This is a genomic window from Cupriavidus lacunae (genome assembly GCF_003353055.1).
In the GTDB taxonomy this organism is placed as follows: Bacteria; Pseudomonadota; Gammaproteobacteria; order Burkholderiales; family Burkholderiaceae; genus Cupriavidus; species Cupriavidus lacunae.
The window spans coordinates 1-12,242 of sequence record NZ_QKWJ01000137.1 but is presented as its reverse complement, the minus strand read 5'-3'; the positions used below and the strand labels follow the sequence as shown (position 1 = coordinate 12,242).

At 67.9% G+C, this 12,242-nt stretch carries 8 protein-coding genes and 2 riboswitches; of the genes, 6 read left to right on the top strand and 2 right to left on the bottom strand.

The window, feature by feature from the left end; all coding sequences use genetic code 11:
- Positions 1 to 141: 141 nt before the first annotated feature.
- Positions 142 to 1,599: an oxygen-independent coproporphyrinogen III oxidase gene (hemN, locus tag DN412_RS40580; RefSeq protein ID WP_425267489.1), complete on the bottom strand. Its 1,458-nt coding sequence runs from the start codon at positions 1,597 to 1,599 to the stop codon at positions 142 to 144.
- 213 nt (positions 1,600 to 1,812) lie between these two features.
- On the opposite strand from hemN, the gene DN412_RS40575 reads away from it, so the two are divergent.
- Complete coding sequence (locus DN412_RS40575; protein WP_115216673.1) at positions 1,813 to 2,943, top strand: ABC transporter substrate-binding protein; 1,131 nt, start codon at positions 1,813 to 1,815, stop codon at positions 2,941 to 2,943.
- A 10-nt stretch (positions 2,944 to 2,953) separates the two neighbouring features.
- Here DN412_RS40575 and DN412_RS40570 read toward each other — a convergent pair whose 3' ends face one another.
- A complete protein-coding gene (locus tag DN412_RS40570) occupies positions 2,954 to 5,059 on the bottom strand; it encodes a UvrD-helicase domain-containing protein (protein ID WP_115216671.1) in 2,106 nt (701 codons plus the stop codon).
- Positions 5,060 to 5,343: 284 nt separating this feature from the next.
- Here DN412_RS40570 and DN412_RS40565 point away from each other — a divergent pair, with 284 nt between their 5' ends.
- The 5 genes from DN412_RS40565 to DN412_RS40545 all read left to right on the top strand — a co-directional run bounded on the left by DN412_RS40565 (position 5,344) and on the right by DN412_RS40545 (position 12,123).
- Entirely contained in the window at positions 5,344 to 5,571 is a 228-nt protein-coding gene (locus DN412_RS40565; RefSeq protein ID WP_115216670.1) for a glycine zipper domain-containing protein, read from the top strand.
- A gap of 109 nt (positions 5,572 to 5,680) precedes the next feature.
- Positions 5,681 to 5,768, top strand: a riboswitch (glycine riboswitch).
- 21 nt (positions 5,769 to 5,789) lie between these two features.
- Positions 5,790 to 5,915: riboswitch (glycine riboswitch) on the top strand.
- 94 nt (positions 5,916 to 6,009) lie between these two features.
- Positions 6,010 to 7,137 carry a glycine cleavage system aminomethyltransferase GcvT gene (gene gcvT, locus DN412_RS40560; RefSeq protein WP_115216669.1) on the top strand — a complete coding sequence of 376 codons (1,128 nt, stop codon included), beginning with the start codon at positions 6,010 to 6,012 and terminating at the stop codon, positions 7,135 to 7,137.
- Positions 7,138 to 7,225: 88 nt separating this feature from the next.
- Positions 7,226 to 7,606, top strand: a complete 381-nt coding sequence (gene gcvH / locus DN412_RS40555) for a glycine cleavage system protein GcvH (RefSeq protein ID WP_078198266.1) — start codon at positions 7,226 to 7,228, stop codon at positions 7,604 to 7,606.
- A gap of 117 nt (positions 7,607 to 7,723) precedes the next feature.
- Positions 7,724 to 10,654, top strand: coding sequence for an aminomethyl-transferring glycine dehydrogenase (gene gcvP / locus DN412_RS40550; RefSeq protein WP_115216668.1), 2,931 nt, complete (start codon positions 7,724 to 7,726; stop codon positions 10,652 to 10,654).
- Between the two features lie 92 nt (positions 10,655 to 10,746).
- A complete protein-coding gene (locus DN412_RS40545) occupies positions 10,747 to 12,123 on the top strand; it encodes an L-serine ammonia-lyase (protein WP_115216667.1) in 1,377 nt (458 codons plus the stop codon).
- Positions 12,124 to 12,242: the final 119 nt, after the last annotated feature.

Sequence of the window (12,242 nt, the reverse complement as noted above, 5' to 3'; positions counted from 1 at the left end):
GTCTCTCGGTCTTCCATCCTTGTGTCCGTAGTCGATCAACCGATCCGAACCGCCGTGTACGGACCCGTACGCACGGTGGTGTGGGAGGGGTCGGGCCGCGAGGCCTGCCCCTATCCCGATTCCCTGCCGACTGCGCGGGCGTTACACCACGCGCGAGTAGCGCGGCACGATGCGGATCGGCTGCGCGCCATCGTTGGCGGCCTGGGCGCCGTTGTCCGCGCGGCGGGCGGCATCCTCGCGCAGGTAGCGGTCGAACACCATCGCTACGCGCCGCACCAGGAGCCGGCCCAGCGGCGTCACCGTGATGCGGCCGGGTTCGCACTGCACCAGCCCATCCTCGGACAAGCGGCCCAGATCGGCCAGTTCCGCCGAGAACGCCCGGCTGAAATCGATGCCGTGGCGCGCCTCGATCGCGGGCAGATCGAGTATACCGTTGCACATCAGGTCGCCGATGATCTCGCGCCGCAGGTGGTCGTCGGTGTTCATCGCCACGCCGCGCGCCAGCGGCAGGCGGCCTTGGTCGAGCGCGCCGTAGTAGTCGTCGAGCGTGCGTGCGTTCTGCACGTAGCGCCCGGCGATCGCGCCGATCGCCGAGATGCCGAGCCCGACCTGGTCGTAGCCGGCGTGCGTCGAATAGCCTTGGAAATTGCGCTGCAGGCGGCCTTCGCGCTGGGCCACGGCGAGGTCGTCGCCGGGCAGCGCGAAATGGTCCATGCCGATATAGACGTAGCCCTCGGCGGTCAGCCGCTCGATCGTGGACACCAGGATGTCGAGCTTTTCGCCGGCCGGCGGCAAGGCATTTTCGTCGATGCGGCGCTGCGGCTTGAACACGTGAGGCAGGTGGGCGTAGCTGTAGACCGAGAGCCGGTCGGGGCGCAGCGCCAGCACCTGCCCGATGGTGCGGCCAAAGCGTGCCGCGGTCTGGTGCGGCAGGCCGTAGATCAGGTCCAGGCTGACCGAGCGGAAGCCCAGCGCGCGCGCGGCGTCGACCACGGCGCGGGTCTCGTCGAAGGGCTGGATGCGGTGGATGGCCTGCTGGACCTCGGCATCGAAATCCTGCACGCCCAGGCTGACGCGGTTGAAGCCGAGCTCGGCCAGCAGCGCCATGCGGGCATGGTCGACGCGGCGCGGGTCGATCTCGATCGAGTGCTCGCCGTCGGCTGTCAGCGCGAAATGCTCGTTCAGCAGCGCCATCACGCGGCGCATTTCATCGGGGTCGAGGAAGGTGGGCGTGCCGCCGCCCCAGTGCGACTGGATCACCTCGCGGCGCGTGCCGAGCCGGTCGGCCACCAGTGCCATCTCGCGGCCCAGGTAGCTGACGTAGCGGGCGCTGCGGCCGTGGTCGCGCGTGATGATCTTGTTGCAGCCGCAGTAGTAGCAGATGTTCTCGCAGAACGGGATATGCAGGTACAGCGACAGCGGTGCCGGCACGTCGGCGCGGCTGTCGGCCAGCGCGTCGTGGTACAGCGACAGGTCGGGGTCGTTGCGGAAGCGGTCGGCGGTCGGGTACGAGGTGTAGCGCGGGCCGTTGCCGTCGATGCGCCCGGCCAGCGCACGGAAGTCGGACAGGGCGCGGCGGTCGGGCGCAGGGAAAGTCATCGCGGACGCAGTCATGGGGGCGCAGGGGAACGGGTGTGTAACGCCCCATCGTAGGACCGCGCTGGCGCTGGCGCGTTGACCGCCGTCAAGCGCGGACATTGATGCTGCCCGCCACGCCGGAACAGCGCGTTCGCGGACGTCACATTGGTGTCATGTGTGGCGGATAAGCTGCGCGCCACCGCGGCCCGCGCGCCATTCATCCCTGCCACTGCGATGCCAACTTCCGACCAGACTTCCTTCTCTGCGCCGTACCTATCGCTGCGCGCCCAACTGCCAGGACCGGCCCGGCAACGGCGCCGCTTGCTTGCCGCCGCCGGCATGGCACTGACCCTCCCCGGCTGGCCGGCCCTGGCGCAGGCGCGCCGCACGGTGGTGGTCGGACACCTGCTCGACCGCACCGGCGCCCAGGCCGACCTGGCGCGCGACTACCTGGCCGGGGCCAAGGTCATGTTCGACGCCGTCAATGCCGCCAACGGCCCGGTGCGCATCCTGCACGTGGTGCGCGATGCCGACCCCGATCCGCGCCGCGCGCTGGCGCAGGCGGTGTCGCTGGCCGATAGCGAACATGCCGAGCTGCTGTTCGGCCCGGGCGACCGGCTGCTGCCGGCGCTGGCGTCATCGACAGAACTCGCGCGGCGCGGCGTGCAGATCGTGGCGCCCTGGTCGGGGCTGGCGCTGGCGGCCGACAACGTCTGGTTCACCCGTGCCGACTACCAGACTGAACTGGACGCGGCGGTGCAACAGCTGCGCAGCTATGGGCTGACGAGCATTGCGCTGGCACTGGCGCCGGACTTCGCGGCCCCCTCGCTGGCCCGGCTGGAGGCGCAGACCGGCACGCGCGCGGTGCCCCTGGAGGGCAATGGCGAGGCCGCCGCCTGGCGCATCGCCGCCACCCGTCCGGGCGCGGTGATCGTGGCCGGCGACACCCTCGCCTATGCCGGCCTGGGCCGGGCGCTGGCCGCGCAGGGGTGGTACGGCTTCCTGGTCGGCCTGTCGTCGGTGAGCGCCACCGCAGCGCGCGAGATCCTGGGCAGCGGCTACAACGGCGGCATGGTGCTGACCCAGGTCGCGCCGGGGCCGCAGCAGGCCACCTTGCGGGTAGTGAAGGAGCACGTGGCGCGCATGAAGCAGTACCTGGACGAACCGCCGTCGGCGGCGACGCTGGCCGGCTATATCGGCGCCGCGTGGCTGGCGCGGGCACTGCCGGGCGCGCGCGGGAGCGGCCCGGCGGAACTGCGGCGCGCGCTGCAGGGGCGTGTCGACGTGGGTGACTTCACGCTCGACTTCACCCACGGCCAGCGCGGCTCGCAGTACGTCACGCTGGCGGTATCGGGCGCGCGCTGACGCGCCTGCCTCAGCCGGCGGCGGTCTTGCCGCCGGTGCCCAGCAGCGCCTTGAGCGCGCCGAGCCGGTCCTTGGGGCTCATCGCCGGGGTCTCGTCCACCGGCGCGGGCGCCTCTTCCAGCTTCATCTCGCCGATAAAACGCGACGGCTGGCACGAGTAGGTATCCCGCGCGCGCTTGCGCTTCTTGCACCAGCTGACATGCAGGCTGCGCTGGGCGCGGGTGATGCCGACATACATCAGCCGCCGCTCTTCCTCGATCTTCTCGTCGCTCATGTCCTCGTCCTCGCGGCAGTGGGGCAGGATGCCCTCTTCCACGCCCACCAGGAATACGTGCGGGTACTCCAGCCCCTTGGACGCATGCAGCGTGGACAGGCGCACCGCGTCGGGATCTTCCTCGCGGCCTTCGAGCATGCTCATCAGCGCCACGGTCTGGGTTAGTTCCAGCAGGTTCTTGCCTTCGCTGCCGAAGCCGTCGGCATTGTCGAAGCCGGTGGCTTCCTCGCCCTCGGCGCCTTCCGCGCCCTCAGGCTTGGTGCCCTTGCGCTTGAGCCAGTCGAGGAATTCCAGGGTATTGGTCCAGCGCGACTGCGCCTGCCGTTCGTCGAAACTGTCGTACAGGTAGGCCTCGTAGTGGATGCCTGCCATCAGGTCGTCGAGCACCACCGTGGCCGGATCTTTGGCCGCGCGGTCGGCGAGGCGCACCATCGATTCGCAGAACACGCGCAGCGGCTCCAGCTGGCGCGGCTGCAGCTTGCCTTCGATGCCGCCCATCATCGCCGCCTCGAACAGCGACACCTTGGCCTGGCCCGCAAACGTGCCCAGCGCCTCCAGCGTGGTATTGCCCACACCCCGGCGCGGCGTGGTGATGGCGCGGATAAAGGCGGGATCGTCGTCGGGGTTGGCAATCAGGCGCAGGTAGGCGCAGATGTCCTTGATCTCGGCCTTGTCGAAGAAGCTCTGGCCGCCCGACAGCACATAGGGAATGCGCTCGCGCCGCAGGATCTGCTCAAAGAGCCGCGCCTGGTGGTTGCCGCGATACAGGATGGCGTAGTCGCGGAACTGCGCGCGCCGCTCGAACTTGTGCGCCGACAAGCGGAACACCACCGACTCGGCCTCGTGCTCCTCGTCGTTCATCGGGTGGATGGCAATGGGGTCGCCCATGCCGTGCTCGCTCCACAGCTTCTTGTCGAACAGCTTGGGGTTATTGGCGATGACAGCGTTGGCCGCCTCCAGGATGCGCACGGTGGAGCGGTAGTTCTGCTCCAGCTTGATCACCTTCAGGTCCGGGAAGTCGGTCTGCAGCCCGCGCAGGTTGTCCAGCGTGGCGCCGCGCCAGCCGTAGATGGCCTGGTCGTCGTCGCCGACCGCGGTAAAGGCCGGCGCGCGCAGGTGCGAACCGCCCGCCAGCAGTTTCAGCAACTGGTACTGGCAGGCGTTGGTGTCCTGGTATTCGTCGACCAGGAAATAGCGCAGGCGGTTCTGCCACTTGAGCTGGACCGCTTCATTGCGCGCGAACAGCTCGGCAGGCAGGCGGATCAGGTCGTCGAAATCCACCGCCTGGTAGGCGTGCAGCGTGGCCACGTAGTTGCGGTAGACCAGCGCGGCCTGGTGCTCGTCGGCATTGGCGGCCTGGGCGATCGCCGCTTCAGGATCGACCATGCCGTTCTTCCACAGCGAGATCGTGCCCTGCACGCCGCGGATCAGTTTCTTGTCGGTGGTGCCAAGCTGCTCCTGGATCAGGCCGAAGCAGTCGTCCGAATCCATGATCGAGAACTGCGGTTTCAGGCCCACGTGTTCGGCCTCCATGCGCAGGATCTGCACCCCGAGCGAGTGGAAGGTACAGACCGTCAGCTGCTTGAGCGGGATGCGCTTGCCCTCGCGCGAGGTCTTGCCCTCCATCAGCTTGCCGATGCGCTCCTGCATCTCCTTGGCGGCCTTGTTGGTAAAGGTGACGGCGGCGATATGGCGCGGCTCGAAGCCCTTGTCCTCGATCAGATGCGCGATCTTCTGCGTGATCACCCGGGTCTTGCCCGAGCCCGCCCCGGCCAGGACCAGGCAAGGGCCGTCCAGGTAGCGGACGGCTTCAGATTGGGCGGAATTCAGGCCATGGGTCATGCGTGGGATGCGGTAGGAAGCAGGGAAATCAGCAGAAACGGCAGGAAGGCCAGGCGGGAAACGCCGGCACCACTGAAACGGGAACGGCGGCAAAGCTGTTGATGTTAACACGCTGGCCGCGGCAGGTCAGTCAGCGCAAACCGCGTTGACGCGGTGGCTTGTGTCACTGGCGTAACACTTCGTAAAGGCCGGAGCCGATCGCGCAACGCAGAGCTCTAACTAATGTGTCCCGCTGGCCGCCGCGGTCGTGCGGACATGCACATATCATCACATCGGAGCCAATAATGAAAACCCTGCAGACTTTGACCAAGGTGACCCTGATCGGCGTGACGGTCGCTGCCTTCGCCGGTTGTGCGGACATGACCCCGAAACAGCGCAATACCGCGATCGGTGCAGGCGCGGGTGCCGTGGGTGGCGCCATCCTCACCGACAGCGCGCTGGGTGCACTGGGTGGCGCGGCTGTGGGTGGCGTGATCGGTAACGTCGTCACCGACGACAAGAAGCACAAGTAAGAAGACCGCGCCGGCATCAGCCGCAGGGACGGCTGCAGCCGGATGAGCAGGCCATGGGCGAGACCGCCCGGGCCGGTTTGACAAAGGCCGGGGCCTCCCGTACATTGCGCGCATCCGACCGGGAGAGCGCGCATCGACTGCGCCGCCGAAGGGGTATCACCCGAAAACTCTCAGGCACCACGGACTGGTCGGATCGGCATGCAATATGCACACGATGCATGCCGCACTCTGGAGAGCGGCACCCGCCATTCGTGGCGAGCGTGCCCACCGAAGGGGCGCACGAGGACAGGGTCCGCCAGGATCCGCCTTGTAATCTCTCAGGTATCGAGGACAGAGGGGTCATCCGCCGCAGCGGATCGCTACGCCACGGGCATAGCGAACGTTGCGGCGGATGGCCCTTTTTCGTTTTCGCAAACCGAGATTGCCCCCGAGGATTCCATGACGCTCCAGGCCACGCCCCTCAACGCTATCCACCGCGCCCTCGGCGCCCGCATGGTCGACTTCGGCGGCTGGGACATGCCGGTCAACTATGGCTCCCAGATCGAAGAACACAACGCCGTGCGCACCGACGCCGGCATGTTCGACGTGTCGCACATGTGCGTGGTCGACCTCGCCGGCGCCAATACCCGCGGCTTCCTGCGCGGCCTGCTGGCCAACAATGTCGACAAGCTGCAGACGCCGGGCAAGGCGCTCTACGCGTGCATGCTGGACGAGAAAGGCGGCGTGATCGACGACCTGATCGTCTACTTCTTTGCCGAGGACCGCTTCCGCCTGGTCGTCAACGCCAGCACCGCGCAGGGCGATATCGAATGGATCCGTGCGCGCAACGCAGCCACCGGCAGTGGCGTGACCATCACCCCGCGCCGTGAAGACGCTGCACCCGCAGGCGTGCAGCCGCTGGCCATCGTCGCCGTGCAGGGCCCCAACGCCCGCGCCAAGGTGTGGAGCACCTTCCCCTCGACCCAGCCCTCCGACGCGCTCAAGCCGTTCAATGCCGCCGTGGTCCAGGACCCGGACATCGGCGAGATCATGGTGGCGCGCACTGGCTACACCGGCGAAGACGGCTTCGAACTGGTGGTGCCGGCCGAGAGCGTCGCCGCTGTCTGGGAAAAGCTGAACGCCGCCGGCGTGCGCCCGGCCGGCCTGGGCGCGCGCGACACGCTGCGCCTGGAGGCCGGCATGAACCTGTACGGCCAGGACATGGATATCAATACCTCGCCGCTGGACGCGGGCCTGGCCTGGACCGTGGACCTGCAGAGCGAGCGCGACTTCACCGGCAAGGCGGCGCTGGCCGCGGCCGGTTCGCGCCAGCAGTTCCTCGGCCTGATCCTGCGTGACAAAGGCGGCGTCCTGCGCGCCCACCAGAAAGTGATCACCCCGGCCGGTGACGGTGAAATCACCAGCGGCACCTTCAGCCCCTCGCTGTCCCAGTCGATCGCCTTTGCGCGCCTGCCGAAGGAGGTCGCCGTGGGCGATACCGTGCAGGTGGAGATCCGCGACCGCAAACTCAACGCGACTGTGGTTAAACTGCCGTTTGTGCGTAATGGCAAGGCACTCGTGAGCTGAGGCTCATGCCAACGGTCGCCCTCGCCTGCCGGCGCTTGCCGGGCAGGCATCACCCAACAAGAAACAGATCTGTATCCGGAGAACCTTCATGAATTTCCCCGCTGACCTCAAGTACACCGAGTCGCATGAGTGGGTACGCGTCGAAACCGACGGCACGCTCACCATCGGCATCACCGACCACGCGCAGGATGCGCTGGGCGACATCGTCTTCCTGGAACTGCCCGAAGTGGGCAAGTCGGTCGGTGCCGGCGACGCGCTGGCGGTGGTGGAATCGGTGAAGGCCGCTTCCGACATCTACGCCCCGGTGGCCGGCGAAGTGATCGCCGTCAACGAGGCCGCCACGGCCGCGCCGGAAAGCGTCAACGCCAACGCCTTCGACGCGTGGCTGTTCAAGCTCAAGCCGGCCAACGGCGACGATGTCAACGGCCTGATGTCGGCCGACGCCTACAAGGCCAGCGTCGGCGCCTGACGCCGGCGGCGCCGGTCCCTGCCGCCTACGTGTGGACTGGCGGACCGGCCACTGCAGACTGACGCGCGCCGCCCCGGCTGACCACCGGCCGGCGCGCCCCCCACGAGGTTCTTGCCCATGAACGCCCCGCTTCCCATGAACGCCGCCCAAGTGAACCGGCCCACGCTGGCCGAACTGGAGGCGCGCGACGCCTTCGCCGCCCGCCATATCGGCCCCGATACCCCCGAACAGCAGCACATGCTGAAGGTGCTCGGCTATGACAGCCGCGCCGCGCTGATCGATGCCGTCATCCCCGCCGCCATCCGCCGCCGCGACGGCATGCCGATGGGCGAGTTCACCGAGCCGCTGAGCGAAGAAGCCGCGCTGGCGAAGCTGCGCGGGCTGGCAGGCAAGAACAAGGTCCTCAAGAGCTTTATCGGCCAGGGCTACTACAACACCGTCACGCCCGGCGTCATCCTGCGCAATATCTTCGAGAACCCTGCCTGGTACACCGCCTACACGCCCTACCAGCCGGAAATCTCGCAAGGCCGCCTGGAAGCGATGCTGAACTTCCAGCAGATGGTCACCGACCTGACCGGGCTGGACATCGCCAACGCGTCGATGCTGGACGAAGGCACCGCGGCGGCCGAAGCCATGACGCTGCTGCAGCGCGTGAACAAGCACGACTCGAACACCTTCTACGTAGCCGACGACGTGCTGCTGCAGACGCTGGAAGTGGTACGCACGCGCGCGCTGCCGCTGGGCATCGAAGTGAAGGTCGGCCCCGCCGCCGAAGCCGCCGCGGCCAACGCCTTCGGCGTGCTGCTGCAATACCCGGGCGTGAACGGTGACGTCAATGACTACCGCGCCATCGCCGACGCCGTGCACGCCGCCGGCGGCCTGGTGGTGGCTGCCGCCGACCTGCTGGCGCTGACGCTGATCGCCGCGCCGGGCGAATGGGGTGCCGACGTGGCCGTGGGCAACTCGCAGCGCTTCGGCGTGCCGCTGGGCTTTGGCGGACCGCACGCCGGCTATATGGCAGTGAAGGACGCCTTCAAGCGTTCGATGCCGGGCCGCCTGGTGGGCGTGACCATCGATGCGCAAGGCAACAAGGCCTATCGCCTGGCGCTGCAGACCCGCGAGCAGCATATCCGCCGCGAGAAAGCGACCTCGAATATCTGTACCGCGCAGGTGCTGCTGGCCGTGATGGCCTCGATGTATGCCGTCTACCACGGCCCGCAGGGCCTGAAGCGCATCGCGCAGCGCGTGCATCGCCTGACCGTGACGCTGGCCGCCGGCCTGCAGGCGCTGGGCTTCGCGCGCACCAACGCCAGCTTCTTCGACACGCTGACGCTGGAAACCGGCTTCAATACCGATGCCATCCATGCAGCGGCCACCGCGCGCGGCATCAACCTGCGCCATATCAGCGCCACGCGCGTCGGCATCTCGCTGGATGAGACCGCTTGCCGCGCCGATGTGGTCGCGCTGTGGGAAGTCTTCATGCAAGGCAAGCCGCTGCCCGCCGAGGTGGACTTCGACAAGCTCGAAGCCGCTACGCAGGACGCGTTCCCGCCGGCGCTGGCGCGCACCAGCGAGTACCTGACCCACCCGGTCTTCAACACCCACCACGCCGAGCACGAAATGCTGCGCTACCTGCGCATGCTGGCCGACAAGGACCTGGCGCTGGACCGCACCATGATCCCGCTGGGCTCGTGCACGATGAAGCTGAACGCCACCAGCGAGATGATCCCGGTGACCTGGCCCGAATTCAGCCAGATCCACCCGTTCGCGCCGCTGGACCAGACCGTGGGCTACCGCGAGATGATCGACCAGCTCGAGGCCATGCTGTGCGCCGCCACCGGCTACGCCGCGGTCAGCCTGCAGCCCAACGCCGGCTCGCAGGGCGAGTACGCGGGCCTCTTGATCATCCATGCGTACCATGCCAGCCGCGGCGAGAGCCATCGCGACATCTGCCTGATCCCGTCGTCGGCGCACGGCACCAATCCGGCGTCGGCGCAGATGGCCGGCATGAAGGTGGTGGTGGTGGCCTGCGACGAGAACGGCAACGTCGACCTGCAGGACCTGGCGAAGAAGGCCGAGCAGCACAGTAAGAACCTGGCGGCGATCATGATCACCTACCCGTCCACGCACGGCGTGTTCGAGCAGGGCGTGCAGCAGATCTGCGAGATCGTGCATCAGCACGGCGGCCAGGTCTACGTGGACGGCGCCAACATGAACGCCATGGTCGGCACCGCCGCGCCGGGCCAGTTCGGCGGCGACGTGTCGCACCTGAACCTGCACAAGACCTTCTGCATCCCGCACGGCGGCGGCGGCCCGGGCGTGGGCCCGGTCGCGGTCGGCGCGCACCTGGCGGACTTCCTGCCCAACCAGGACAGCGTGGGCTACCGCCGCGACGAGCGCGGCATCGGCGGCGTGTCGGCGGCGCCGTTCGGCTCGGCCAGCATCCTGCCGATCTCGTGGATGTATATCGCGATGATGGGTTCGGCCGGCCTGACCGCCGCCACCGAGAACGCGATCCTGGCGGCCAACTACGTGGCCAAGCGCCTGGCGCCGTACTACCCGGTGTTGTACACGGGCCAGCACGACCTGGTCGCGCACGAGTGCATCCTGGACCTGCGCCCGCTGCAGAAGGACACCGGCATCAGCAATGAGGACGTGGCCAAGCGCCTGATGGACTACGGCTTCCACGCCCCGACCATGAGCTTCCCGGTGCCGGGCACGCTGATGATCGAGCCGACCGAGAGCGAAGCCCTGCATGAGCTGGACCGCTTTGTCGACGCGATGATCGCGATCCGCCAGGAAATCGGCCGCGTCGCCGACGGCACCTTCGACCGCGACGACAACCCGCTCAAGCACGCGCCCCACACCGCCGCGGTGGTCACCGCCAACGAGTGGACCCGCCACTACACGCGCGAGGAAGCCGCCTACCCGGTGGCGTCGCTGCGCACGCAGAAGTACTGGCCGCCGGTCGGCCGTGCCGACAACGTGTACGGTGACCGCAACCTGTTCTGCGCCTGCGTGCCGGTCAGCGACTACGTGGTCGACTAAGCCGGTACCCCGGCCAGAGACTATGCTCTACTCAGGGCGCCGCACAAGGCGGCGCCCGCCGGCTTGGCCCGGCGCTACCCTGGAGGCCTTCCGTGGCAGTCAGCGTTTTCGATCTGTTCAAAGTGGGCATCGGCCCGTCGAGCTCGCATACCGTGGGCCCGATGCGCGCGGCCCTGATGTTTGCGCAGGGGCTGGAGCGCGACGGCCTGCTGCCGCAGGTGGCCAGCGTGCGCGCGGAGTTGTACGGGTCGCTGGGCGCCACCGGCAAGGGCCACGGCACTGACAAGGGCGTGATCCTCGGACTGATGGGCGAGGCGCCCGATACCATCGATCCCGATTCGATCGACACGCGCATGGCCGCGCTGCGCGCCAGCCGTGAGCTGGCGCTGCTGGGCCGGCATATCGTGCCCTTCGTCGAGAAGGAGCACATTGCCTTCTACCGGCGCGAGGCCATGGCCGAGCATCCGAACGGCATGAAGTTCCACGCCTTCGACGCCAGCGGCGCGTCGCTGCGCGAGGCGCGCTATCTGTCGGTCGGCGGCGGCTTTGTCGTCACCGCGGGCGCACCCAATACGCACGTGCTCAACGCCGCGCAGCAGCTGCCGCACCCGTTCCGCAGTGGCAAGGACATGCTGGAGATGGCCACCGCCAGCGGCAAGAGCATCGCCCGGCTGATGATGGAAAACGAGCTGACCTGGCGCAGCGAGGCGGAAGTCACCAGTGGCCTGCTGCATATCTGGGACGTGATGCAAGCGTGCGTCGCGCGCGGCTGCCGTACCGACGGCGAACTGCCGGGGCCGTTCAAGGTCAAGCGGCGCGCGCCCGAACTGTTCCGCAGCCTGACCGAGCGCGCCGAGCGCACGCTGTCCGACCCGCTCTCGGTGATGGACTGGGTCAACCTGTACGCCATCGCCGTCAATGAAGAAAATGCCGCCGGCGGGCGCGTGGTCACCGCGCCGACCAATGGCGCTGCCGGCATCATCCCGGCGGTGCTGCACTACTACGACCGCTTCGTGCCGGGAGCGAACGCGCAGGGCGTGGTCGACTTCCTGCTGACCGCGGGCGCGATCGGGCTGCTGTACAAGCTCAATGCGTCGATCTCCGGCGCAGAAGTCGGCTGCCAGGGCGAGGTCGGCGTGGCGTGCTCGATGGCCGCCGGAGCGCTGGCCGCGGTGCAGGGCGGCAGCCCGGCGCAGGTGGAGAATGCCGCCGAGATCGGCATGGAGCACAACCTGGGCCTCACCTGCGACCCGGTCGGCGGTCTGGTGCAGATCCCGTGCATCGAGCGCAACGCGATGGCCTCGGTCAAGGCGGTCAACGCCGCGCGCATGGCGCTGCGCGGCGACGGCACGCACTACGTATCGCTCGACTCGGTGATCAAGACCATGCGCGAAACCGGCGCCGACATGAAGACCAAGTACAAGGAAACGGCTCGCGGCGGGCTGGCGGTGAATATCGTGGAATGCTAGATACTATGAAGGGCTGGTAAGCCCCCTGAAGTAAAACGATAGTTGCTAACCCGTTTTACGAAAGGAGCCTGCAAATGAATGCCCCTGACACAGCCCTTCAAGGACAGGATACGACCGTT